The following is a 24,617-nucleotide window of genomic DNA, read 5'->3' on the forward strand; positions in this document are numbered from 1 at the left end:
AAGGACCAGATGGCAGAAACGGCGCTGATAAACAACGTAGAACCGCCGGCGCGGCCTGCAGGTTGGCGAGGCATCGCCGCCGACTGGTCCTCGGATCAGCGCGCCTTCAAGAACGTTTCCTGGGGGAAGGCCATGATGTGGATCTTCCTCCTCAGCGACACCTTCATCTTCAGCTGTTTTCTGCTGTCGTACATGACGACGAGAATGACCACGACCGTGCCCTGGCCCAACCCCAGCGAAGTCTTCGCCCTCGCGATCGGAGATAAGAAAATCCCGCTCATCCTGATCGCGATCATGACCTTCATCCTGATCAGCAGCAGCGGGACGATGGCGATGGCCGTCAACTTCGGTTATCGCCGCGACCGCGCCAAAACTGCAGCCTTGATGCTGGCGACAGCGGCATTCGGTGCGACGTTCGTCGGGATGCAGGCGTTCGAATGGACCAAGCTGATCATGGAGGGCGTCCGGCCCTGGGGCAATCCGTGGGGTGCGGAGCAGTTTGGATCAAGCTTCTTCATGATCACCGGCTTCCACGGCACCCATGTGACGATCGGTGTGATTTTCCTGATCGCTATCGCGCGAAAAGTTTGGCGGGGAGACTTCGATGTCGGAAGGCGCGGCTTTTTCACGAGCCGGAAGGGGTATTACGAGATCGTCGAAATCACCGGCCTGTACTGGCACTTCGTCGATCTCGTGTGGGTGTTCATCTTTGCGCTTTTTTATCTGTGGTGAGGTCGCAGCATGACAAACGTCGCGGTACATCTGGAGGCGCAGCAACCCTCGCTGCAAGCTCACGCGCATGACGCACTGGCATTAGGAACCACACACACAAAGGGCCAGCAGCATCCGATCAAGCTTTATCTCGTGGTCTGGGGATGGTTGTTCGTTCTCAGCACCTGCTCCTATCTCGTCGACTACTTTGGCCTCCAGGGCCATCTACGATGGTCGCTGATCCTGCTGTTCATGGTGTTGAAGGCTGGCCTGATCGTCGCGGTCTTCATGCACATGGCCTGGGAGCGGTTGGCTTTTGCCTACGCGATCCTGCTGCCGCCGGTGCTGGTGTTGGTATTCGTGGCGATCATGGTGTTCGAATCCGACTACACGCATCTGCTCCGGGTCATGTTCTTCGCGCCAACGGCGTAGCTGGGAGGTTCGTGGATGCAATTTACCGTTGGGCTCAAGCTGAATGGAAAAGCAGACCATGTCGTCTTGGACGCACAGGACGCGCTCGCCGCCGCGCTGAAGGTGAAGACAGAGTTTCCGGAAGCCGTCATCATATACGTGCGCCCACAAAACCGGCGTGGCGATACACGTCATCCGTCACATCCGCTCGCCGAAGACGTTCTTCGGCGAGAAAGGCCGGCGGAACCGGGATAGCGACATAAAAGATGAACCGGAAATCTCCGTCGGGCCCATGATGGATCGAGCCGGGAGCGGAGCTTTTTCGATCGGTTAGCGGCGGGTAACCTGGCTGGATCGGAACCATCAGCGAATGTCGGTATCGGTGATTGCGCCTCCCGGAATTGGACCTAGCCAGGGATTCGCACGAGGGGCAGCTCCCGCGATTGCGGGTTTCGCGATGCATCGAAAGGATTCGCAATCGCTGGTTCGAAGCCCAACGCCACACTGTCCCAACGCGGCTGGTCGTTGCCGATCGTAGGCTTGTCGAACGTCGGGAAGATTTCCCAACACACCGCGGGCAGGGCTCGTTGGACCGTTCTTGTCCGCTCTGATCCAATCCAGCCGAACGGCTTTCTCGCGGGCTGCGTGATGAGTTCGCTCTTCGGTCGGCGAAGCAGCATGCATGTCGTGAGCAGCGCCCGGATCCACGAACTCCGCTCCAGCGATGAGTAAGAGCTTGCGCACGAACGCTGCCAGAGCGGCAATCCTTGCTGTGGGACTTTTCGTCACGACCTCTTTGCTTGCTGGTGATCGTCAATATGGTCAAGGCGCAAGTGATGCTGCGATCAAGATCGGCCAGACGATGCCCTATAGCGGTCCGCTCTCGGCATCCTCCGTGATCGGCAAGGTGCAGGCAGCCTATTTCCGAATGATCAATGATCATGGCGGCGTCAATGGACGCAAGATCACGCTGATTTCCTACGACGATGCGGCGGCGCCGTCCAAGACTGTCGAGCAAGTCCGCAAGCTCATAGAGAGCGACGAGGTGTTGTTCACATTCCAGACGCTCGGCAATGCCTCGAACATCGCAGTCCAGAAATATCTCAATGACCGCAAGATCCCTCAGCTGTTCGTGGCCGGGCGGTCGACGCGTTTCGAGGATCCGATCAACTTCCCTTGGACGATGGGATTTGCTCCCAATCTGCGCACGGAGGTTCGCGTCTACGCGCGCTTCATCCTGGATAACTATCCGAATGCCAGAATCGGCCTGCTCTATCAGAACGATGAGAGCGGCAGAGATTATCTGACCGGGTTGAAGGAAGCGCTCGGCGCAAGGACAGCCGAACTCATCGTCAGTGAAGCTTCGTACGATGTGTCGGACCCGACCGTCGACTCGCAGGTCGTGCGCCTCAAGGCGGCCGGTGTCGACGTCCTCGTCAACATGGCTGCTTCGAAATTCGCCGCCCAAGTCATCCGAAAGATGGCAGAGCTTGAGTGGAAGCCCGTTCACCTCCTTGGCGTCGGCTCGTCCTCGATCGACGCGGTCCTGAGCCCCGCGGGCATCGAGAACGCAAAGGGCATCATCTCGGCGAGCTCGTTCAAGGAGGCCGATGACCCGACCTGGCGAGATGACGAAGGCATGAAGCGATGGAGCGCCTTCATGGACGGCTATTATCCGGGAGGCGACCGGAAAAGCATCTTCACGGTCTATGGCTATAGCGCCGCCGAGCTGCTGGTGCAGGTCTTGAAGCAATGCGGCGACAATCTCTCGCGCGAGAATGTCATGGCACAAGCGACGGGCCTGAAAAACGTGAAACTTGATCTGCTGCTCCCGGGGCTCTCCGTCAACACCGGCCCGACCGACTATCGTGTGGTCAAGGAGTTCCGAATGATGCGTTTCACGGGCGACCGATGGGAGGCGTTTGGGCCGATTGTCACCGATTGATCCCGTGCGGCCGCCGTTCCCGCCACGTTGGCCGTTCTACCGGCGTAGACGTCGTCCATGCTGAGCCGGCTGAAGTGGTCGGGATTGAAGGCGCCACCATGCTAAGGACAAACAGCGGTTCGTCCTGTCGGTGGTTGCGTATGATTCCCTCCCTGGGCACCATGGCTCTTCCGCAAGGGCTCGCCGGTACGGATCTGAACCCAGGTTCAGCTAGCCTCGGCTCAAAGTCACTCCCTACACCGGGAACGTCAGCGACTTCGCCAGCCTGACCAGATCGACCTGGCGCCGACACCCCGTCTTTTCGAAGACATGAAGAAGGTGGCTTTTCACGGTGCTGACGGAGATGCCGAGCAATTGCGAGATCTCGGCCCGTGTTTCGCCTTCGCAAATCAGCTCGAAGATACGAATCTCGGCCGGCGTCAGATCATAGATCTGGTTGAGAGCATCGTGAGGGAGCTGCGGCGGCCCGGAGGCCGACGCCACGAACAGGGCGGCGGCGGCTCTCTGGTTCAAACCGGATCGCATGTGACTGCGTCGCAACGGCAGAACGTGGATGACAAGAGGCGCACCGCCGAGGCCAGGGATCGGGATGCCAATGCCCTTTTGGCCGAGCGTTGCCTCGTCGTTCGCGGCCTGCGCGATGGCTGATTGCAATGTGCCGGTGGTCGCCGCGGATCGAACGGCGATCCGGCCATCTCGAACCACGATCGGATCACCGGCTGCGAGCATGACTGTGGCTGCGGCGTTGCTGTGAACGATCTTCGAATTCTCGTCGGCTAGGACGACTCCGACCGTCAGGGCCTCCACTGTCGCGGCAAATGTCGCGGCTTCGACCGTCTTCATGTCGAATAGATTGCTGATCGTCACCGCGCGGCGGATGTGAGGTGCCAGAATGCGCAATCCGTCGAGCTGCGCATCGCCGATGGGGCCGGCCGACTCATGTTGGCTGAAGATCGCATTGCCAACCATCATCCTGTCGCGCACGAGGCCGACGGCAACAGCGTCGAACAAGCCCTTGGGCAGGGCCCACTCCCGATAATAGCGATTGCTGGCAATGACGTCCTGCCGGACGGCCTGGGATTGAACGATCGGTTCTCCGAGCGGGTATTGCTGAATGCGCTCGACGCCGCCCCAGAGTTCGATGATGTCAGCCCCATAGGCGACCCCGTTCTGGGCCATCTCGGCCAGGTCGCTCCCCGAGACCGCATTGACGCCCGCCCTCATGTTCGAGAGGCTGGCGACCGAGAGCGCACCGGTGGCAAACCCGAACTCTGCACAAATCTCGTCCAGAACCCCGGTCCATCGTTCGGGCGTGATCACACAATCGTAAATGGCGCCGATGAGGTCTGAGTATTTTTCGAACGAAGCCTGCTGCATTCCGAATTGCCCGCTTGGTCGTCACTCACTTCACTTGAAAGTCGCCTCGCGAGCAGCATCATCCGATGGAGGGTGTCACAGCCTGCCAGCTCTGGTCTTTAACACCTCGATTCCGCAACACAACAGGAACGTCGAACACGATGTCTTGGGCGGCTGCGATGATTCGCGCATGGTGGGCCGTTCGCGCCTTTGCGGGAAATCCGGCTCTCGGTCCGCTCGGGGGGCTGATTAAAGCTGAGGCAGATACGTCGCTGTTGGCGCGGCGGCAGAGCTGCGATGAGATGCATGATCCGACGATGCAACTTCAACTGACGCGTGATAGAATTCGGCTCCGGGATGGAATTGACTGTCCCCGCATTTGGAAGGACATGGCCATGACGTTGTCTTTTCGCTTCGTTGCGCGTCCCGCTGTCGCTATTCCATCGATTGCACTGCTGCTGTGCGCGCTGAGCGGCACTGCAATGTCTCAACCGACCCCCACCGACAACCAGCTTCCCGGCGTTACGGTCGATGCGCCGAAGCAAGTGGCGAGGCCTCACAGGCCGGCGCACCATTCGGCAGCGCGCAGCACGACGTCCCGACCAGGATCAGCTGCTCCGACGATCCCGGCGTCGTCGGTGTCGGAAGCCGCGCAGCTTGCCAAGCTTGCGACTACGATGGGCAACTGTGTTGATGGTTGCCAGACGAGCTTCAGATATGGCAACGCCCCCTGGCACGGATGTTCCATTTCGAGTGGCGGCTATTCGCAAACGTGCCGAAACGCCGGCAACTTCAAGACCTACGACGAGTGCAAGGAGGCCGGCCGGATCACCGGTTGGAGAACCGCTGAAGCCTCCTGGTATTGCACCAGCCTGGCGTTGAAGTAGCGACGTCGCGGGTTGCTGACGAAGTGATTGCGGCGACAGTGCACTCAATGCGTGGCCGGACTATCGGTCAGTTTGACCGCCGGCAGAAATCGCTGAGTCGAGTGCACTGTCACCGTCGTTCGGTCATTTGACGTTACATCGGTGGCACGATGCCGTTGGCGCCGACGATCACGAAGCCGGCAGTGAGCGTGCCGTCGGTGCCGCGTTCGGTGGGCACGAAGACGGTGGCACCCGGCTTCAGATCCGCCGCGATGGCGGGCGCCAAGGTGACGACGACCGTGCCGTCCGCAACTGAAATCGTCTTGTCCTTGCCGTTGACCTTCACCGTTATCTCATGCCCATCGACTTCCTTGACGGCGTTCGAGACGGTGGCATTGGTCATCGTGCTCTGGGGTTTGAGATCCCAGGGATAGCTGCCCTCGCCGGTGCCTTTCATGGCCGCCGGGAAAATGAGAACTTCAACGGCACCATCGCCACCCTTTGATTTCGGCAATGAAGCGATGCCTACGAAATCGCCAGGCTTGATATCTTCAACGGACGCCTTTGCCACGGCCATGACCTTGACGCCGGTGGCCAATGCGATCGCCGTCGATGCGCCCTCGCGGGTCTTGACGGTCATTTTCGATCCGTCCGACGTCTCGATCACGCCGCGAACGCGCACGATGTCTGCTGCGTTGGCTGCAGCATTGAAGCCGGTGAGGATTACGGCGCCGATGCTCAGCGCTGCGGCAGTCAACTTCCAATTCATAACTCTTCCTTTTGATGATGGATCATCATTGGCAAGTACGTTCTGCTCGTCAGAACGTTACGCATCGGAATTCGCAGCGCGGTCACGAAGGGGTGATATGGAGGTCGCCGCTTCCACAAATATCGACGCGGTGACGGGTGATCGAAGGGGCCTCAAAACGAAAACCGGCCCACCGGCGAACGCGCGTTCGACGATGGACCGTTCCGGGTGGATGTCGCGAAACTCGTATCGCGCCACAGACCGTTATCCCAACTCCTCAGTTGGATCGACGTTCCTGTCAGGCGCCTCGAGCACAAGTTAGAGCACTCCCAAGCGCCACGCCGGGGGTGTCGATTGGAACTCAGGGAGGTGGCCCGTGTTGCCGTGCGCAACCCACCAAGATGTCATGAATCAGAAAAATTCGATCAACGAGCCAATTTCGGATCTCCGAGCAGGCAAGGCGTCTGATCCCGCGCCGCTTCCCCGAGGCAACAGCTTTGAGCACCTGAGCGATCAGAGCGTGCTCCAACTGTATGAAAGCATTCGACATCAGGTCGAAGCCGATAGAGCGATGGGCAACAGGTATCGGCTGGTCGGCAATGCGGCTAAAGAACGGGCGGAACGATTGCGATCGGAACTGGTCCAAAGAGAACTGAGGTTCATGCCGATCATCTGGCCGCGACTCGAGATGATGGGCACGACCACCGCATCTTCCAGGGGGCCATGGCCGCTCAAGAGCCCGTGTCGGGTTGTGACAAACCATAATGCAACTCGCAACGGAGCGTGATATTCTTCCGTTCAGGGATGGAATTGACCGTCCCTGCATTTGGAAGGACATGGCCATGACGTTGTCGTTAGGCTTCGTTGCGCGTTCCGCTGTCGCACTCCCATCGATTGCACTGCTGCTGTGCGCGCTGAGCGGCACGGCAATGTCTCAACCGACCCCCACCGACACCCAGCTTCCGGGCGTCACGGTCGATGCGCCGCAGCAAGTGGTGAGGCCTCACAGACCGGCGCATCATGTGGTCACCCGCAGCACCGGGTCCCGCACGTCGTCAACCATTTCGACGGCGACGGGGGCGCCGATGTCGGACACCGCGAAGCTTGCCAAGCTTGAACGCGAAACCGGCAGCTGCGTCGGCGGTTGCCAATCGAGCTTCAAGACGGCTAACGCGCCGTGGGTCGGCTGCAACGCCACGGGTGGCGTGTACTCGGCGACATGCCGAAACGTCGGCAACTACAAGACCTACGAAGAGTGCAAGGAAGCAGGACGGGTCACCGGCTGGCGATCCGGCGAAACCATGGCGTATTGCAGCAGCGTGGCGTTGGCGGCGGGCTGGCGTTGACGTCGCGTAGGCTGCGGCTGGAGCCTCCGAACTGAGAGCCGTTCGGGGGCGCCAGCCTATGTGATCCTGGCAAAGCTGACGACCCCACGCCCCTTGTTCACCGAGCGGTCGAAGACGGTGAAATAGTTGTTCATCAGCGGCAGCCCGAGAATCGACGGGCTGTCTCCAGTGTAAAAAACCAGCGAGGCATGGCCGGCTTTTGGGGCATTGGTCTGCCAGTAGGTTTGCGGGGTGACGTGCAAGGTGACGTCGCTGCCCAGCGCGCCTTCCAGGACGAAGGTCAACACCGGCCAATCGGCCAGCTTGAGCTTGCTCATGGGCAAGTACCCGGCGTGAAATTCATCCTCGAGACCGAGAGACGAGAACCGGGCGAGGACCTCCTTGAAGACGGGCTTGTCGAGATAGATTCCGTTAGTGCCGCTGTCCACGATGGCATTGGACGCGTTGCCGCTGGCCTTTGTCGGCGGCAAGACCTGGATAGGTGCGCTCTTGCCGACCTGGACGGATTTCAAATTGACGTTGTAGTAGATGTCGTGAACCACGCGCGCGACCTGGAAGGTCCCGGTGTAGAGATCCGTTTGCTCCTCACCCCCTCCGAGGATGAGAAATCCGCTGTTCAGCGGATCGGATTTGGGCTTCGCCGTCGCCATGCTGACCATTGAGCGCAGCGTGTAGAAGGCGAATTTGTTGGCGACCAAGCCTGTGGCCTCGAGTTGCGAGAAATAAGGCTCGACATGGGTGACGTGGCCGGTCTGAATCTGGTTGTAGGTGTAGTGAGGCGGAATGGTGGGGCCCGGCATCTCGTAGGCATCGTTGAGCTTGGTGTAGGCGAGGCCGAGGATGCCGTGCGACAGCCCGAACATGCTCTTGGTCGCGTGATACGCGACAGCGGTATGGACCTTGGGCAGGACGAGGGGCTGAGCGGAATTGACGCTGATGTCGGTCAGAACGATGCCGCCGACCCAGCGGCTGCCGTCGTCATAGCCGATCTCCTGGCCGATGTTGGTGAGCTTGGCTGCGCTGTCCTTGGTGGGATCGTAGACATGGCCATCCACCGCCAAGGTGCTGCTGCCGGTATCGAGAAGCACGTCGACCTCAACCCTCTTGCTGCCGACATAGATCTTGCCGCTGTAGTCGCCGTCGTTGAGGACGTTGGTGATGGGCATCCGCACGGTGGTTGCGGAGATTTTTCCGCCGAGGGCCGCCGCAGCGCTGCGGATGTTGGGAGTCGCTTGTGGTGCGATCATCGACTTTGGGAGAAAGGCCTTCTTCGTGGCTTTGACCATCACGCACCTCTCTGTCTTGCGGCTTGGCCGCGTGCAATCAGGTTGTGGCGAAATTCTCAGCGGATGCTGGCGATGACTCCCCGGGCAGGCGAAGGCGTTGCTGCGAGTCGCTCCTGTTCGGGGTATTGCTTGATCAAAATCGATATTTCAAATTCCATCGGGAAGAGCTTGCGATCACCCCGAGGCGAGTTTCAGCATAAAGCGAGAATTCAGGCGGTGCAACGTAAACGTGATTCAGTGATCTCTCGCGGCAAGTTGTCGAGCAGCACAATTTCCGTGACTGGCCACCGCGTTGCGATCGTCTAAGATAGGCCCGCGGTTCGCCGTGGCCGTCCCCGCAATCCCGTGAGATTCCCGCAATGCTCCCCATTCCCGCCGACATTTTCACCGAGCAAGAGGACGTCTCGCCCGACGGCCTTGCCAATCTTGGCCCGCTCCGCCGTCTCGCCGGCGTGTGGCAGGCGGACAAGGGCATCGACGTCAATCCGAAGGCGGAAGGGCCGGAGCGGCGGGTGTTCATCGAGCATATCCGGATGGACCCGATCGATCCGCAGGCCAACGGGCCGCAGCTCCTTTACGGGCTGCGCTATCACATCCATATCAACACGCGCGAAGAGGACATCACCTTCCACGACCAGGTCGGCTACTGGCTGTGGGAGCCCGCGACCGGGCTGATCATGCAGACGCTGGCGATCCCGCGCGGGCAGGTGCTGCTTGCGTCAGGAAAGGCCAAGCCGGATGACAAGACAATTTCCGTCACGGCGAAGCGCGGCGATACGGCTTACGGGATCTGCTCGACCGATTTCCTGGAACAAGCCTTCCGCACCGACAGTTATCGTTGCGACATCACCTTCAACGACGATAACAGCTGGAGCTATTTGATCCAGACCGAGCTTTTCGTGCGAGGCGCCCCGTTCAACCATCATGACAGCAACACGCTCAAGCTCGTCGCGCCGCCAAAGCTCAATCCGCTCGCGGTGATCGTGAACGATCGCGCCAACGGCAAAGGGCCGGCGGCTTGAGAAACGGTTGCGGAGAATTGGCATGAAGCCGTACGTCATCTGTCTGATGCACTCGAGCCTGGACGGCCGCACCCATCCCAGCCGCTGGCGCCCGAAGAGCGCGGGCACCGACTGGTTCGAGAAGATCCATGACGAGCTCGGCGGCGATGCCTGGGTGATCGGCCGCGTCACCGGCTCGGAGTTCGCCAAGGGCAAGCCCTATCCCGCGACGTTGAATGAGAGGCTTCCGCGCGAAAACTGGTTCGCGCGGCGCGATGCAAAGACCTATGGCGTCGTGCTCGACGCGCAGGGCAAGATCGGCTGGGGCCGCTCCGATATCGGCGGCGATCCGATCGTCGTGGTGCTGACCGAGAGTGTGCCGGATTCGCATTTGGTCGGGCTGCGCGGCGAAGGCGTGTCCTACGTCTTTGCCGGGAAGTCCGAGATCGACCTGGCGCTGGCGCTCGACATCCTCAATCGCGAGCTTGGCGTGAAGCGCCTGCTGGTGGAGGGCGGCGGCGTTGCCAATGGCGCGTTCCTGCGCGCCGGTCTCATCGACGAATTCAACCTGATCCTCAGTCCCGCGGTGGATGGCGCCAGCGGCGCGCCCTTCGTGTTCGATTCGACGGAGGCCGACAGCGACAAACGCGCGCCACTCACCGCGATGACGCTGGAAAGCACGCGGCAGCTCGGCGGCGGCGTCTTGCTGCTGCGCTACCTGATCCAGAACGACGTCGCGGGCAAGTAAGCAGCGGCAATGTCGGACAAGTCAGAGCACATCGTCATCGTTGGCGCGGGCGCCGCCGGCCTGATCGCCGCGCGCGAGCTTGCGCGCGCGGGCAAACGCGTCACGATTCTGGAAGCGCGCGACCGCTGCGGCGGGCGTATCCATCCGTTGCCCGCTTCGCAGTTTGGCTATGCCGCCGATGGCGGTGCCGAGTTCGTCCATGGCGAGGCGCCGGTCACGCGCGGTCTGCTGGGCGAGGCGGGGCTGTCGCTGCAGGCGATCGAGGGCACGCAATGGAGTTTTGGCGGCGCAAAATTTTCGCGTGAAAGCCGCGATGATCCGCATGAGACCGAGCTTCATGCGGCGCTGAAGGAGCTGAAGGACGACCTCACCGTCGCCGAATTCCTGCGCCGGCATTTTTCCGGTGATGAATATGCGCGGATGCGGCGTTCGATCGAGCGAATGGTCGAGGGCTACGACGCTGCCGACCCGGAGCGCGCCTCGACGCTGGCACTGCGCGAGGAGTGGATGGATGGCGGACACCACACGCAGGGGCGTATCGTCGGCGGCTATGGCGCGCTGATCGCGTTTCTCGCGGCGGAGTGCAGCAGGCATGGTGTTGCGATTCGCCACGGTTGCGTGGTGGCAGCCATCGAGGAGAGCAGCGGCGATCTTGCCGTCCGCTGCGCCGGTGGCGAGGTGCTCTCGTGCGGCAAGGTGATCCTCACCGTGCCGCTGCCGCTATTGCCTGAGATCGCGTTGCCGATCGGCGCGCGGGAGAAGGCCGCGCTCGCTGCCGATATCGGCTTCGGCAATGTCGTCAAGATCCTGCTGCGCTTTACGAAGCCATGGTGGCTCGACTGGACGGATGATCTCACTTTCCTGCTGTCGGATAAGACGATCCCGGTGTGGTGGACGCAGCGTCCCGCCGAGTATCCCGTGCTCACCGGCTGGTTCGGCGGTCCGCGGACGGCGGAGCTCGCGGGCCTCGATCCGCACGCGTTAATCGACGCCGGGATCTCTTCGCTGGCAACGATATTTGGACTGCCGCGTCATGATCTCGCACGCGATGTCGTGGCGGCCGTGGCGACGAACTGGGCGCACGACCCGTTCGCGCGCGGCGCCTATTCCTGGGCCAGGCCGCAGACGCGTGCGGCGCAGACGATTTTGGCGCGCGCCGACGGCCCCGTGCTGTTCTCCGGCGAAGCGCTTTATCGGGGCCGCGACATGGGCACGGTCGAGGCCGCGCTGGCGAGCGGGCTCGAGACGGCGGGGATGATCTTGCGCGGATGAAAAAAGGCCCGCGAGCTTGCGGGCCTTTCGTTCACCAATGATGACCCGTTTACCAGCGACTGCCACCGTAGCCGAAGGTCACGCCGGGGCGGCCGCCGCCGTAGTAACCGTACGGTCCGCCGCCATAGTAGCCGTGCTGGCGCGGGTAATAGCCGTAGCTTCGGTAGTGCGGGCGATGATGATGGTGGTGCCGGTGTTGCGCGCTGATGTCGGTCGATTGGCTGGCGTTCGGTTTCGCTTTTCCGCTGCCGGCCGCGTTCGCCGCGGATCCGCCGGCGAGCGCCGCAGCGCCGACAGCCATCGCGACAAAGAGATACTTCATGTCATCACTCCAGTTGAGATGTCGAGTGACAACAGATGGGCGTTAGCCGCGTTCCGGCGAGAGCGGGCGTCGAAACGACGCAGACGCGAATTGCTGAAGCGCGTTGAGGTTTATTGTCGCACCGCTGCGAGCGAAGTGATCACGTCATTCGCAGTCACAATGCGGGCGAATTCGCCGTTCAGGTTCGACAGCGTCATCGCGTGGATCGCCTCGGCCGAATGCGTATCGCCGTCAGGCCCGACGCGGTCGAACGTCCAGGTCGCATCGCGCACCAGGCCGGCGTCGAAGCCGAGATTTCCGGCCATGCGCGTCGTCGTCTCCACGCAATGATTGGTGGTGGCGCCGCAGATGACGAGCGTTGAGATGTTGCCTGCGCGTAAGCGCCTTTCGAGATCGGTGCCGATGAAGGCGCTGTTGACGCGCTTGACGATCACGGGCTCGCCGGCCTGTTCGCGCGCCTCGTCCTTGACGGCATAGCCGGAGTTTTCGGGGCGGAACGTCGAGTTCGGCTTGGTGCCCTCGTGTCGGATGTGGAAGATCGGCGCACCGCTCGCCCTGAACGCCCTCAACAGGTCGGCGATACGCGCCACCGCGTCCGGATTGTTGCGCCGCTTGCCTGCCGCCTCCCATTCATCGAATGCGCGCTGGACGTCGACGACGATGAGAGCGGGGAGGGAGCGGGCCATGGGAAGCGGATTCCGGTTTTTGTCGAGACCAGTATGCGAGGCGGTGGCGGGTGCACGCAATGCCGATTTCCCCTCGTTTCAAGACGAGTCCCGTAGCCCGGACGAGCGAAGCGATATCCGGCACCACGGCTCCCGCATGTCGCCGCGCTCATGCGGGCTTCGGGTGAAGGCTCACCGCAGCAGCGTCACAAAATGCTGGCGCACCATGTGAAGCAACGCCTGGGCGGTGCGCGACAGCGGCTTGTCGCGCCGTGTGATGACGCCGAGGCTGCGGTGGATGCTGGGGTTGCGCAGCGGCACGGCTGCAAGGCCCGTCACGCCCGGCAGATTGCCGGCGATCTTGGGCACGATCGCGATGCCGACATGCGACAGCACCATCCCGACTGCGGTCTGGAGGTGCTGGACCTCGTAGCGCCAGTTCAGCTTTTCGCGGCGGTGTCCGAGCGCATCGTCGATCAGCACGCGGTTGCCGGCTTGCGGGCTGATGCGGATCAGCGGTGCGGTGCCGAGTTGCGACCAGTTGATGAAGCGGCGCTTGGCCAGCGGGTCGTCCTTGGCGCACAGCAGCACGAAGGGCTCTTTCGCCAAAACCTTGACCTCGACGTCGGCGACGTTCGGCGACACGATGGTCAGGCCGAACTCGGCGGTGCCGGATTGCACGAGCTGCGCGATTTCGCGCGCCGAATTGTCGTAAATCTTCACCGACACGTTGGGGTAGGCCGCGCTGAAGTCGTGCAGCACCCGCGGCAGCTGATAGGCCGCAATCGTCGGCAGGCATCCGATGGTGACGCGCTCGACCTTCTTGGCGCCGTGCCCGCGCACACCTTCGAGCGTGTCGGACAGCTCGTCGAGCAGCGCGCAGGCTCTTGGCAGCAGTTCGAGGCCGACTGCCGTGAGCGAGACCTGCCGCGTCGTGCGCACGAACAGCGCGACGCCGAGATCCTCCTCGAATTTCTTCATCCGATGACTCAGCGCCGTCTGCGACAGATTGAGATGGGCGGCCGCGCGCAGGAAGCTGCCGCGCTCGGCCACGCTGACAAAGGCCTGCAAGCCCAGAAAATCGATCCGCATTCCCGTCCCCGGCACTCCTGCCGCCGGACCTTACTCTGCCGGCGTTTGCGAAAGCCACACTGCACGCGCCGGAACCAACATTCAACTCGTGCGCGTCGCGGGAAAAGGCGGGAAGATCAGAGACGCTGCAATTAATGCGATCCGGCTTCGCCCTGCCGCAGGACCGCGGTCCAGTCGAAGGCTGCGACGGGGATGGGCGCGAGCGGCTTCGGCCGCGTCCCCGCCGGCTCCGCGACGACTTCAGGGCCGAGGGTGGCAGCGGCGGCGCTGCGGGAGGCGAGGCGTCCCGCGGCGCCAGCGTCAGCGCGACCCGCGCGCCGTCCTTTTCGAGCACGGCACGGCCGCGCTGTACCTGCCGGACCGCCCAGCCATTATGCTGCTCGCCGACCTTGAGGCGTATCGCGCGCTTGGCGTTGTCATCGATGAAGATGCCGATCCCTCCGGCTGCGTCGGCCGCGGTCACTGTCCCGAGCAGCGACAGCGCCGGCCTGTCGGGCTGCGCCTGCGTCTGCTGCGGGGCGGATGTTGCTGGATCTTCCTTCGCCGGTGGGCGTGGCGGGCGGCGCGTGGCCGTGAAGATCGGACGCTTGCCGGTTGCGCTCAGCTCAGCGAGCGGCACGGCCCAGAGCGGATTGCCGCTTCGCCTCGTTGGCGCGGGCTCCGGGTTTTGACCGGGCTCGGCGCCGGGCAACGCGGCCACCATTTTCGCCTGGCCGAAGATGAGCAGGCCCGTCAGCACGAGCGCAGGGAATCGCATCGTCAATTGTCACGCGGGAAAGTGGATTGGTCTGGAAAGAGACGCTGCGCGCCAGCCCTTAAGTCGGGGCGTGGCGCGCAGCGCGTTGGCGTCACCTCTGGGCTTCGTCGCGCCGCCCGTCGTCGTCATGCCCGTCGTGCCGCCGGTCGTTCGTGCACACCAGCGTGGTTCCGTCGGCATGGCACCGGGCCTGCGGATAGTCGGGCGAGAACAAATAATTCCCGACGAATTCGCTGACCGGCGGCTCCTTCTTCGGCGTATAGGCGACGAAGTTGGCGGCGACCTTGGGATCGAGCCCGGGTGCCTTCAGCCGCGCCACCGCCGGATACGGATAGACCGGGCGCGAGGTCGACGTCGATGTGTTACTGGCAACGATCGCGTTCGGCGTGGTGTTGGTCTCGACCCAGGACATCAGCGGTGTGACGATGTCAAAGGTGTTCGGCCCGAGCCCGCCGCCGCAATGCGCCATGCCGGGGAACAGATAAAACCGCGCGAACCGGTTGACTTGATCGTCGCCCAGCAAATCGTTGACGGCGTGCCAGTACTTGATGGTGCCGCACGGCGGGATGTGCTGGTCGGCCCAGCCGTGCCACAGCAGCAGCTTGCCGCCGCGGCGCGCGAACGGCCCGAGGTCCGGATTGTTCGCGGCATAGACGGTCGAGGTCGCGACCGTGTTGTTGAAGCCGGATACGGTGAGCTTGAGGTCGTTCAGCGTCCAGCTCGCATTGTAGGTGTTGAAGAAGGTCTTGTAGGCCGCCCACGAGGTGACGAAATTCTCGCTGCCGACGGACGCGCCCTGGGCGGCCGGCACGAACAGGCTCCAGTCGAGTTCGCCGCCCCATTCGGAATTGGCGGTGGGCTCGAGCCGCTGGCCATCAGCAGTCACCGCGCCATCGTGGATGCGTCGGACCACATCGGCTTCCGCTTGCGTCAGGCAGCCGGTCTCGTTGCCATTGTTGCTGCACACGAGTGTCTTGGTGTCGAAGTTGCAGGCCCTGGGATCGTCGATGACGCCGTCGGCGAGGCCGTCGATTGCGTCACAGGCGGCCACCGTCTTGGCGTGGACATAAGCGAGCTTGGCGGCCAGCAGGACATAGGTGTTCCTGGCCGGAATCGGGATCGTGCCCGGCGTGGTCTGGTTGGTGAGAACGCGCCAGCCATGGTGATAGGTGTTCTGCACGTCCATGTCGCTTGCCGGCGCGCCGGCGGCGATGCCGTCGAAATCGTGCGGGTAACGCTGCGCAGCCATCAGCGCCTCGCGGCCGCCATCCGAGCAGCCGCTGAAATAGGAATAGGCCGGCTTCTTGCCGTAGAACTTGGCGATGATTGCCTTGGCGACCTCCGAGGCGACGTGCACGCCGCGATAGGCGAAGTCGATCTGCGCCTGCGGATTGTTGACTGACCAAGTCGGATCGGGCGGGCCTGGCGGGCCGGCATGACCCATATTGGTCGTGGCGCTCGCGATCGTGCCGTTGGTGATCGGCACGCAGCCGGTCGACTGGGTGTAGCCGATGTTGTCGTTGCCGCACTCGCCGCCGCAACCAGTCTGGAGATAGCGCTGTGTCCAGGCATTGGTCGGCAGCCGCATCACAATGGAGTTGGCGCCGGGCCCGATGTTGCCGCGCACACCACAATAGTCGGCTGGATTCGTCGCCGACGCCGGCACAATTGCGGCCGAAGTGATGGTGACGGTGCCGCCGACCTTCTTGCCGACGTCGCTCAGGTCGACGCCGACGAGCGAGCTGCACGTCATCACCGGTGCGATCGACGGCAGGTCCTTGAGGCCTGCGGCGCTTGCGCGCGTATCGGGCGCAAGCATCATCGCTGCGGCCGCGAGGCCGAGCGCGATCTTTCCGATAGATGCAAATTGAACACTGGCACGCTTGTCTGTCATAAATAGTCCTCTCTCTTGGTTCGGTACTTCGGACAGCAGATGGCGTCGTCGCATCCGGCCATGACGCGTCGATCCGGCAATCCAGCAACAGCGTTGCCGGATCGTCAGCGTCGGACGTCTGATCGGAGAGCGAGATCGATGAAATGGTGCGCCGGACAGGCGAGCGCAGCATCCCCCCAGGATCGTGTCGTGTTATTTCACACGAAAGTCGGATTTGGCGGCCGACAAAGCAAATGAATTGTTTGGTGACATTTATGAGCGGATTGCATCCTTCGCGGGGATGCGAGCGCGAGTGAACTTGCGAAGGTGCAAGCGAGTCTCACCGCTGTCGGCAGGCGCGTGTGGATCGTCGCCGCGATCAATCGCCTATTTGAACGGATCCTGGATCGACGGCACCGACTGCCGGATGCGGCGCACGCTCACCGGCTTGCCGTCGGAGACGAACAGCAGCTCGTATTTGCGGCCCTCGCTGTCGGTCGCAGAGCAGGTGACGTCGTTCACCTTCTTGGCGGCGAAATTGCCGGTCTGGCGGCAGACTCCAGTGGAGGACTGTTCCGTCGGCACCGGCAGGCCGTCGACCTTCGGCCGGTCCTTGGAGTTGAGCAGCATGCGGTCGATCAGCAGCTCGTAGGAATTGTCGTCGGCCCGCTTGCCGTTCTCTCCGGAGAACGACACCACGTGGTTCTCGTCGCTGGGGTCGTCGACGGCGACCGCGAAATTGACCCGGCCACCGTCGCCATGGGCGTAGGCCACCGTCTTGCAGGCGAAGGTCCGCCCGGCGACTTTCAGCGTCTTGCAATGGCCGGACATCAGCGCCAGCAGGTCGACAAAAGAGCTCTGCTGCGCGGGCGGATTGTTGACCGGGATCGCGCTGGAAGTCCCAGCAAAACAAGGGCTTACGAGGCAGACGAGGATTGCAGCCAGGACCGGTCGGCGGAGGCGCATCATCAGGCTCACGTGCCAGGGGGCCATGGAATCATTCATGGACAAGTTCCGTCCGACAACCATCCAACCACGAATTGGTTGCGATCCCGTTTGTTCGGCCAAGCCCGTCTGGAATACCACCGTGCCACCCATCCGCGATTCACTACGATCGCCCCGACCCGTCCCGGCAGGCACTTGCCGCCAGACCGGTGTTTTTTTCGTGGCAGAGCTCAAGCCGTCGCCTGCCGCCAGCGAGTATCGCGCAAGGACGGGCGGCGGTGCAAGCGGGCATCGAGCAGGGTGCGGGCGCGCGGCAGGGCGCCGCTGCGCATCAGGGCGACGACAAACGTGTCCTCGAGCAGTTCGCGCTGGGCGTGGCTGCCGCCGATGCGCACGACGTCAGCGAGGACAGGGGAGAGCGCTTGCACGCAAGCGGCATAATCCTCATCCGCAAAAGCCGCCAGCGCGCGGCAGATCGCCGGCACCACGGGACCGGCCGGCAGCTTACCGTCGGCAAGGCGCTGCTCGATCACGGCGAGCCGCGCGGCAAGTGCCTCACGATTTTGCGTCGCGGCGGCGAACAGCGCCATGTGGACGTCGGCGAAAGGCAGGCTCGATTTCGGGAACAGTTTTTGCGCGGCAGCGTCGGCATCAAGCCAGAGCGCCGTCGGCACGGCATGGCCGTAAGCCGACAGGCGCCACAGCAGCGAGGCGCCGTCCGTGATGATGTTGAGCGGCGGCGCCTGCGTCGCGGAAGGCTGAAGCACGTCGGAATAGATTTTGAGCGCCCGTGCCGCATCGCCGTGCTCGAGCGCGCCGAGCGCCTGGTGCCAGAGGATGTGGCCGTGCAAAATTCCGGCGCGGCCGTAAGAGGGGATCCAGTCGTCGATGAGACGGTCGGCCTCGTCGATCGAGCCGTCCTCGAACATCGCATGCAGCACAGCGTGGGCGGCATGGGCATTCTGCCGCCGCAAACCGAAGCCGCGCTCCGTGACTACGCGGCCGCGCGCGACGTTGCCATTCTCGGTCATCGCCCAGCCGTACAGCGTGAGAAACCACCAGTCCTCGCCGTAATGCTGCGCGACGCGTTCGCACAGATCCTGCCGCGCCTGGTCGTGATCGGCCATGCCGGAGAAGGCAAACAGCCCGAACGCGCCGAGCGGCAGCGACAGCACCACTGCATCGCGCGGCCATGTGTCGATGTGCCTCAGCGTCGCTGACCGTGCTTCCGGCAAACGTCCTTCGATCGCGAGCGCCAACGCTTGGACATGCGAGCGCTCGCGACCGTCGCCGCGCTTCGCCACGAGCTCGCGTGCTACGGCGGCCTTGGCGCGTGCGAGGTCGCCCTGCTGATAGAACGCGTGCAGCCGCGCCCGCGCGATATGGGCCAGCGCAAAATCCGGATCGGCAGCGATGGCGCGCTCCAGCACCTCCGCCGTGCCGGTCCAGCCCGCGAGCATGAGATCGACGCCCTCGCGATAGGCGTTGGCTGCCTCATGCGACGAGGTGGAGAGCGGCAGGCCGCAGCGATCTTCCAACGCCATCGTCGTCTCCCGCTCTTACGCCGTCCGCGCGCGGCGGCCCTCGATCGGATATGCGGGGTCGTTGTAGCCCGGTGTCGAGGGATGGCCCGGCGTCACCAGGCGGTCGATCAGCGCCTCGTCCTCGGCGGTGAAGCGATAGTCGAGCGCGCGGATGTAATCGTCCCACTGTTCTTCGGTGCGGGGACCGGCGATCACCGAGGAGACGAAGGCTGAGTTGAGCACCCAGGCGACCGCGAGTTGGCCGGCGGTGATGCCCTTCGTCTCGGCGTGGCTCTTGATCTCTTGCGCGAGCTTCAGCGATTCCGGCCGCCATTCGGTCTGCATCATGCGGGTGTCGTTGCGGCCCGCGCGCGTCTCCTTGTCCGGGGTAGTGTCCGGCCGGTACTTGCCGGTGAGCACCCCGCGCGCCAGCGGGCTATAGGCGACGATGCCGAGGCCATAATAGCCGCAAGCCGGAAAGTGCTCGACCTCGGGCATGCGGTTCATCGCATTGTAATAGGGCTGGCTCGCCACAGGCCGGTCGATGCCGAGCCGGTCGCAGATGTTGCAGATCTCCGCGACGCGCCAGGCGCGATAATTCGAGACACCGAAATAACGGATCTTGCCGGCGCGGATCAGATCGCCCATCGCGCGCACCGTCTCCTCCAGCGGCGTCGCATGGTCTTCCTTGTGCAGATAGTAGATGTCGATGTGGTCGGTGCCGAGCCGCTTCAGGCTCTCGTCGGCCGCCTGCAACACCCAGCGCCGCGACAGCCCGACGCGATTGGGATCATTACCCGTACCAGTGTTCATGGGATTGGCGAGTTTTGTCGCCAGCACCCAGGCATGACGATTGTTGCCGATGGCGCGGCCGACTACCTCTTCGGAGCCGCCCTTGGAATAGGCGTCGGCAGTGTCGATGAAGTTGATGCCGGCCTCATGCGCCTTCGCAATGATCCGCTGCGAGGCGGCCTCATCCGTCGGCCCGCCGAACATCATGGTGCCGAGACAGATCGGCGAGACCTTGAGGCCAGTGCGGCCGAGTTGGCGGTATTGCATGGGCGGGTCCTTTGCTTCTTGTGGCGCCACCATAGCCGCGCAGTCCCGTCATTGCGAGCGCAGCAAAGCAATCCAGAGATGCGCCTACTTCTCGTCGTCCCGGTCTTCGACAGGCGACAGGGGAGTGTGCGGCGGCAGCGATGACCTACCCCGGCCCCTTCAAGATCTTGAACACGCCATTCGCCATCACCACGCAGCGGCCGTCCACCGTCACCTCGGTACTCATGAAAATCAGGCTGCGGGTCGCGCGCACCACGCGCGGGCGGGAGATCAGGAGGTCGCCGATCTGGCCGGCCTCGACGAAATGGGTGTCGAGCTGCACGGTGGCCATGAACTCCTTGCCCGAGACATAGCGGGCAGTCATGCCGCAGGTGCGGTCGGCAAATGTCATCATCACGCCGCCCTGGACCATGCCGCGACGGTTGTGGTGCTTGTCCTCGGTCGCAAGCGCGAATTCGTATTGGCCGTCGACCTTGCGCTCCCAGAGTGGGCCGACCAGGTGCATGAAGCCGGTGGTCTCGAGAATGGTCCAGCCGTCTGATTTTAGCTTTGCGGCGGTCTTGTCGATCATCTCCCGGTCCATCCTTGCAACGCGATCTCTCCTCGTTTCATCAGATGCGGTCCTGGTGTAGTCAAGCATCATGAGACCTTTCGACGATGCCACCAGACGGAATATCGCAAAGGCCTGCGCGGCATTCTCGCGGCTGCCTGATGCGGCCGACCCGTCGGCATTGAAGCGTGCTGCGGTGGCGATTGCGTTGACCGCGACGGGGGAGGGCGACGGCACCGCGCTCCTGCTCACGCTGCGCGCATCACACCTGCGCGCGCATCGTGGTCAGTGGGCGCTCCCGGGCGGACGCTGCGACGTCGGCGAGACGCCGATTGAGGCTGCTCTGCGCGAGCTCGATGAGGAGCTTGGTCTCGCGCTCGGAAGCGGCGAGGTGCTCGGCACGCTCGACGACTATCCGACGCGCTCCGGCTATCTGATCACGCCGGTGGTGGTGTGGGCCGCCGACAGCGGCGTGATCCGGCCTAATCCGGATGAGGTCGCATCCGTCCATCGCATCGCGCTCGATACCATCGAGCGCGATGACGCCTTCGACTTCGTCGCGATCCCCGAAAGCGCGCGCCGCGTGATCCGCTTCCATCACGAGCGGAGCCTGATCCATGCGCCGACGGCGGCCCTGATCTATCAGTTCCGCGAGATGCTGGCGGGGCGGCAGACCCGGGTGCGTGAGCTGGAACAGCCGGTGTTCGCCTGGAAGTGACGATGGTAAACGGCACGTTAACGTGACGGTTACCGGAAGCTTGCTAAGAGGGCGGAATGCACCCGTCCCCGATTCGACGCGCCCTGACGCTGGTTCCATTTGCGCTCGTACTGCTCGCGCCCGTCGCGCGAGGCGGCGACGCCGAGGCGCTGCCGCCGGCTGTCAGCAATGCCAAAGCCCAGCTGTTGTCGCAGTTTTTTGCGCAAGGTGGCGCGTCCCCGGCCGTGCTCGAATATCGCCGCAAGCTGCAAGAATATCAGGCCGTCCGCGGCGCCTTCGATGCCGAGGCCGGCGCCTATTGGACCCAGATCTCCGAGAAGCGGCGCGGCCGCAACGCCAAGCGACGCAGCGGACAGCAGATCACGCTCGACGATTACGTGCTGGAGCAGGCGCCGCTCTATAACGGGCCGAAGCGGCCGGTGAATCCGGAGCCGGAGGAAACGCCGGAGCGTCCCGCCCGCAAGCCGCTTCCGGTAGCCGCGGATCTCGTGCGCGCGGCGCAGGATCTCTATCAATTCACGCCGCAGCGGCCGGCGTCCGAGGTGGAGTTCAAGCGCGTCTATGCGCGCTATGCGCTGGCGTCAGGACTCACACGCGAGCAGGCCGTGCGGGTCTATTCGTTCGAGACCGGGGGCACCGGCAATTACGACGTGCAGGCGGGCATCGAGCATGGCGGCAAGCGCGCGATCTCGACCGCGATGGGCTACAATCAGCTCTTGACCACCAATAGCGTCGAGCTGCTGGCCGAGCAGGGCCACGAATTCATTCGTGCGCTGAGCGAGAAGGTGGCGCAGACCTCGGGCCCGGCGCGAAAATCGCTGGACTACAAGCTGTCTGTGCTGAAGCGCATGGTGGCGCAGGCGAAGTCGGTGCCCGACACCTGGTCGGAGCACGAGAAGATCGGCGACACCGCACAGGGCTGGGCCATGCATGCGATGGTGCTCGACATCGATATCGGGCCGATGCTGCAAACCCACAAGCTGCTGACCTCGGTGCTGTTCGCGCGCGCCAAGGGTTACACCCGTCCGCTCAGCGCCGCCGAGCTCGAGATGATGAACCTCACCGGCGACGGCACCGGCCTCGACATGGTGACGATGCCCCAGGCGATGCGCGAGCAGGTGCCGACCGCGAACTTCTTCCAGCGCGGCGGCTACGAGCGCAATCCGGTCGCGATCCGCCACAACACGGTGGCGAAGCTGCTCGCGGTGACCGATGCGCGGATGGATTCGAACAGCAACAATGCCGGGGCAAGGGAGCTGGCGGCGGCGTTTTAAAGCTAGCTGTCCTGCCCCGCGAAGGCGGGGCATCCAGTACGCCGCAGCCTCTCGGCTCAACAACGACCGCCTCTGGAATACTGGATCGTCCGCCTTCGCGGACGATGACACCGACTGTTTGGCGGACGGCCTTGCCGTCCCCTACTGATTGGACCCGAACTTGAACTTGCCGTCGCCTTCCAGATACGTGCCGCTGCGCATATAGAGCTGGCCGTTCTGGCCGATGAAGAACAGCGTGCCCTTGGGCACCTTCTTGGCGCCCTTCAAGAGCTCGCCGGCATTGCTGGTGCCCATCTTGTAGGAGAAGGTCTTGCCTTCCTTGTCATAGGCATAGCCCGTGTCGGGCTTGAGCTCCCACGGCGTCGCCGCAGTTTGCGCGAATGCGGGGGCGGCGAACGCGCCCAGCATGGTTACAAGCGCAAGGGTCTTCGTTGAAAAAGCCATCATCCCATCCTCCCCATCATTGGGGTACCCTGACTGAACAAATCACGAACGGTGTCTCCGGGTCAATTCTCAACTGCGCCGCAGCGCATCACGTCTTGCCCAGCAGTTTGTGATTTTCACTTCGTCCCCTCGCGACTATGTTCCGCTTTCAGTCTAGAACGCAACTCGACAAAGATATTGGTGGGGGATGATTCGAATGCGCCACGTCATTAAATTTTGCTGGGCTGCTGCACTGTCGCTGACGGCGCTGGCGCCGGCCGCCCGGGCCGACGAATTCCAGCTCAGCCACAACCAGCGGATTTCGTGCAGCCGCGGCCTTGCTCCCGGCAAGCTCAACACCGCGACCTGCAAGTCCTACACCTATCTCTTCAACACCAAGACCTCGGAATATTTCCGCTGCCAGGTCTCGCTGGCGCTGACCCGCGACAACAAGGAAGTCATCAACGTCCAGACCGACGGCGGCTGCGCCAAGAAGCCGCGCATCTTCGAGACCGACGGGCATTATGATTTCGACGCGACCGAGACCGAGCCGCCGAACACCAACTCGTTCTTCGGCCCCGGCGGCTACTCGGTCTGGGCTGCCGACATGAGCGCGCAGAAGATCCGTGGCTGCATCACCATCTCCTCCGGCCTCGGCTCCGACATCTCCAAGTGCCTGGACATGACGTTTCAGTAAGAACTTGCCAGTGAGAGCAAGGCGCGCGTAGCCCGGATTACACTTCACTCCGTCCGGGCTACAAAGAAAATAACAAGGGAGAACGCGCGATGGACCGGCTCAAGGGCAAGGTTGCGATGGTGGTGGGCGCCGGCTCGATCGGGCCGGGCTGGGGCAACGGCAAGGCGACCGCGGTGACCTTTGCGCGCGAGGGCGCGCAGGTGTTTTGCGTCGACCGCAACGGCGCGGCCGCGGAAGAGACCGCCAAGATCATCACGGGCGAAGGCGGCAAGGCGACGGCGTTCACCGCTGACGTGTCGCGGGCAGCCGAGGTCGAGGCGATGGTTGCGGCATGCCTCAAGGCCTATGGCCGCATCGACGTGCTCGACAACAATGTCGGTATCGCCGAGATGGGCAGCGTGGTCGAGGTCACTGAGGAGAGCTGGGACCGCGTCTTCAGCGTCAACCTCAAGAGCGCCTATTTCGCCATGAAGCACGTCATCCCTGTCATGGTGACGCAGGGCGGCGGCTCGATCATCAACATCTCCTCGATCGCCTCGATCCGCCACATGGGGATTTCCTACGTCACCTACGGCACCTCGAAGGCGGCGATGAACCAGATGACGCGCACCACCGCGATCGAATTCGCGCGCCATCATGTGCGGGTCAACGCGATCCTGCCGGGCCTGATGAAGACGCCGATGGTCGAACATTCCGCAGGTCTCGCCGCGAGCTACGCCAAGGGCGATGTGGAGGCAATGTGGCGCGCCCGCGACGCCCAGGTGCCGATGGGCCACATGGGCGACGCCTTCGACGTCGCCAACGCCGCGTTGTTCCTGGCGTCGGACGAGTCGAAATATGTGACGGGGATCGAACTGGTGGTGGATGGCGGGATCACGTGCAAGGCGGGGGCGTAGCCTACGTCGTCCTGGACAAGCGCAGCGAAGCGGAGCGCAGATCCAGGACCCATTACCCCAGCAGCTAGTTTGACGAACGCTGTGGCTGCAGCCAGTTTGAACAATCGGCATTCGGGGTAATGGGTCCTGGCTT

General features: G+C 63.1%; 26 protein-coding genes. 14 read left to right on the top strand and 12 right to left on the bottom strand.

Annotated features, from left to right (window positions below; genetic code table 11):
- Positions 1-9: 9 nt before the first annotated feature.
- From ACPPVR_RS05900 to ACPPVR_RS05915, 4 genes are all read left to right on the top strand, one after another.
- Entirely contained in the window at positions 10-732 is a 723-nt protein-coding gene (locus tag ACPPVR_RS05900; RefSeq protein WP_426613309.1) for a heme-copper oxidase subunit III family protein, read from the top strand.
- Positions 733-741: 9 nt separating this feature from the next.
- On the top strand, positions 742-1,143 hold the full coding sequence (locus tag ACPPVR_RS05905) for a cytochrome C oxidase subunit IV family protein (protein ID WP_426613310.1): 402 nt from the start codon (positions 742-744) through the stop codon (positions 1,141-1,143).
- A 15-nt stretch (positions 1,144-1,158) separates the two neighbouring features.
- A complete protein-coding gene (locus ACPPVR_RS05910) occupies positions 1,159-1,377 on the top strand; it encodes a hypothetical protein (protein WP_426613311.1) in 219 nt (72 codons plus the stop codon).
- Between the two features lie 481 nt (positions 1,378-1,858).
- On the top strand, positions 1,859-3,067 hold the full coding sequence (locus tag ACPPVR_RS05915; protein ID WP_426613312.1) for an ABC transporter substrate-binding protein: 1,209 nt from the start codon (positions 1,859-1,861) through the stop codon (positions 3,065-3,067).
- A gap of 234 nt (positions 3,068-3,301) precedes the next feature.
- On the opposite strand, the gene ACPPVR_RS05920 is transcribed toward ACPPVR_RS05915, so the two are convergent.
- Positions 3,302-4,444 (bottom strand): LuxR C-terminal-related transcriptional regulator, encoded by a 1,143-nt coding sequence (locus tag ACPPVR_RS05920; protein ID WP_426613313.1) that lies wholly within the window; start codon positions 4,442-4,444, stop codon positions 3,302-3,304.
- A gap of 158 nt (positions 4,445-4,602) precedes the next feature.
- Between ACPPVR_RS05920 and ACPPVR_RS05925 the strand changes: the two genes are divergently transcribed.
- Complete coding sequence (locus tag ACPPVR_RS05925) at positions 4,603-5,310, top strand: hypothetical protein (protein WP_426613314.1); 708 nt, start codon at positions 4,603-4,605, stop codon at positions 5,308-5,310.
- 133 nt (positions 5,311-5,443) lie between these two features.
- Here the strand turns inward: ACPPVR_RS05925 and ACPPVR_RS05930 are convergent, their stop codons facing one another.
- A complete protein-coding gene (locus ACPPVR_RS05930; protein ID WP_426613315.1) occupies positions 5,444-6,058 on the bottom strand; it encodes a hypothetical protein in 615 nt (204 codons plus the stop codon).
- 385 nt (positions 6,059-6,443) lie between these two features.
- Here ACPPVR_RS05930 and ACPPVR_RS05935 point away from each other — a divergent pair, with 385 nt between their 5' ends.
- A complete protein-coding gene (locus ACPPVR_RS05935; protein ID WP_426613316.1) occupies positions 6,444-6,824 on the top strand; it encodes a hypothetical protein in 381 nt (126 codons plus the stop codon).
- A gap of 55 nt (positions 6,825-6,879) precedes the next feature.
- The gene (locus ACPPVR_RS05940) at positions 6,880-7,383 is read left to right on the top strand and encodes a hypothetical protein (protein WP_426613317.1); all 504 of its coding nucleotides are present in this window, start codon (positions 6,880-6,882) and stop codon (positions 7,381-7,383) included.
- A gap of 56 nt (positions 7,384-7,439) precedes the next feature.
- On the opposite strand, the gene ACPPVR_RS05945 is transcribed toward ACPPVR_RS05940, so the two are convergent.
- Complete coding sequence (locus ACPPVR_RS05945) at positions 7,440-8,669, bottom strand: pepsin-like aspartic protease (protein ID WP_426613318.1); 1,230 nt, start codon at positions 8,667-8,669, stop codon at positions 7,440-7,442.
- A 359-nt stretch (positions 8,670-9,028) separates the two neighbouring features.
- On the opposite strand from ACPPVR_RS05945, the gene ACPPVR_RS05950 reads away from it, so the two are divergent.
- The 3 genes from ACPPVR_RS05950 to ACPPVR_RS05960 are packed head-to-tail and all read left to right on the top strand — an operon-like array spanning position 9,029 to position 11,690.
- On the top strand, positions 9,029-9,691 hold the full coding sequence (locus tag ACPPVR_RS05950) for an FABP family protein (RefSeq protein WP_426613319.1): 663 nt from the start codon (positions 9,029-9,031) through the stop codon (positions 9,689-9,691).
- Positions 9,692-9,713: 22 nt separating this feature from the next.
- A complete protein-coding gene (locus ACPPVR_RS05955) occupies positions 9,714-10,418 on the top strand; it encodes a RibD family protein (RefSeq protein ID WP_426613320.1) in 705 nt (234 codons plus the stop codon).
- Positions 10,419-10,427: 9 nt separating this feature from the next.
- Positions 10,428-11,690, top strand: a complete 1,263-nt coding sequence (locus ACPPVR_RS05960; RefSeq protein WP_426613321.1) for a flavin monoamine oxidase family protein — start codon at positions 10,428-10,430, stop codon at positions 11,688-11,690.
- Between the two features lie 49 nt (positions 11,691-11,739).
- Here ACPPVR_RS05960 and ACPPVR_RS05965 read toward each other — a convergent pair whose 3' ends face one another.
- From ACPPVR_RS05965 to ACPPVR_RS06000, 8 genes are all read right to left on the bottom strand, one after another.
- Positions 11,740-12,012 carry a hypothetical protein gene (locus tag ACPPVR_RS05965; protein ID WP_426613322.1) on the bottom strand — a complete coding sequence of 91 codons (273 nt, stop codon included), beginning with the start codon at positions 12,010-12,012 and terminating at the stop codon, positions 11,740-11,742.
- Positions 12,013-12,122: 110 nt separating this feature from the next.
- Complete coding sequence (locus ACPPVR_RS05970) at positions 12,123-12,698, bottom strand: cysteine hydrolase family protein (RefSeq protein ID WP_426613323.1); 576 nt, start codon at positions 12,696-12,698, stop codon at positions 12,123-12,125.
- A 171-nt stretch (positions 12,699-12,869) separates the two neighbouring features.
- Positions 12,870-13,769: a LysR substrate-binding domain-containing protein gene (locus ACPPVR_RS05975; RefSeq protein ID WP_426613324.1), complete on the bottom strand. Its 900-nt coding sequence runs from the start codon at positions 13,767-13,769 to the stop codon at positions 12,870-12,872.
- An 848-nt stretch (positions 13,770-14,617) separates the two neighbouring features.
- Entirely contained in the window at positions 14,618-16,420 is a 1,803-nt protein-coding gene (locus ACPPVR_RS05980; protein WP_426613325.1) for a tannase/feruloyl esterase family alpha/beta hydrolase, read from the bottom strand.
- A 366-nt stretch (positions 16,421-16,786) separates the two neighbouring features.
- Positions 16,787-17,365 (bottom strand): hypothetical protein, encoded by a 579-nt coding sequence (locus tag ACPPVR_RS05985; protein WP_426616039.1) that lies wholly within the window; start codon positions 17,363-17,365, stop codon positions 16,787-16,789.
- 209 nt (positions 17,366-17,574) lie between these two features.
- The gene (locus ACPPVR_RS05990; protein WP_426613326.1) at positions 17,575-18,888 is read right to left on the bottom strand and encodes a tetratricopeptide repeat protein; all 1,314 of its coding nucleotides are present in this window, start codon (positions 18,886-18,888) and stop codon (positions 17,575-17,577) included.
- 15 nt (positions 18,889-18,903) lie between these two features.
- Entirely contained in the window at positions 18,904-19,926 is a 1,023-nt protein-coding gene (locus tag ACPPVR_RS05995; protein WP_426613327.1) for an aldo/keto reductase, read from the bottom strand.
- A 145-nt stretch (positions 19,927-20,071) separates the two neighbouring features.
- A complete protein-coding gene (locus ACPPVR_RS06000) occupies positions 20,072-20,497 on the bottom strand; it encodes a PaaI family thioesterase (protein WP_426613328.1) in 426 nt (141 codons plus the stop codon).
- A 70-nt stretch (positions 20,498-20,567) separates the two neighbouring features.
- Between ACPPVR_RS06000 and ACPPVR_RS06005 the strand changes: the two genes are divergently transcribed.
- Together ACPPVR_RS06005 and ACPPVR_RS06010 are read left to right on the top strand one after the other, a co-directional pair.
- A complete protein-coding gene (locus ACPPVR_RS06005; RefSeq protein WP_426613329.1) occupies positions 20,568-21,194 on the top strand; it encodes an NUDIX hydrolase in 627 nt (208 codons plus the stop codon).
- A gap of 56 nt (positions 21,195-21,250) precedes the next feature.
- A complete protein-coding gene (locus ACPPVR_RS06010) occupies positions 21,251-22,468 on the top strand; it encodes a hypothetical protein (RefSeq protein ID WP_426613330.1) in 1,218 nt (405 codons plus the stop codon).
- A gap of 141 nt (positions 22,469-22,609) precedes the next feature.
- Here ACPPVR_RS06010 and ACPPVR_RS06015 read toward each other — a convergent pair whose 3' ends face one another.
- Positions 22,610-22,912: a hypothetical protein gene (locus ACPPVR_RS06015; protein ID WP_426616040.1), complete on the bottom strand. Its 303-nt coding sequence runs from the start codon at positions 22,910-22,912 to the stop codon at positions 22,610-22,612.
- Positions 22,913-23,108: 196 nt separating this feature from the next.
- Here ACPPVR_RS06015 and ACPPVR_RS06020 point away from each other — a divergent pair, with 196 nt between their 5' ends.
- Together ACPPVR_RS06020 and ACPPVR_RS06025 are read left to right on the top strand one after the other, a co-directional pair.
- Positions 23,109-23,588 carry a hypothetical protein gene (locus ACPPVR_RS06020; protein ID WP_426613331.1) on the top strand — a complete coding sequence of 160 codons (480 nt, stop codon included), beginning with the start codon at positions 23,109-23,111 and terminating at the stop codon, positions 23,586-23,588.
- A gap of 89 nt (positions 23,589-23,677) precedes the next feature.
- Positions 23,678-24,484, top strand: a complete 807-nt coding sequence (locus tag ACPPVR_RS06025; protein WP_426613332.1) for an SDR family NAD(P)-dependent oxidoreductase — start codon at positions 23,678-23,680, stop codon at positions 24,482-24,484.
- The last annotated feature ends 133 nt before the right edge of the window (positions 24,485-24,617 follow it).

Source organism: Bradyrhizobium sp. McL0616, from assembly GCF_049993385.1.
In the GTDB taxonomy this organism is placed as follows: Bacteria; Pseudomonadota; Alphaproteobacteria; order Rhizobiales; family Xanthobacteraceae; genus Bradyrhizobium.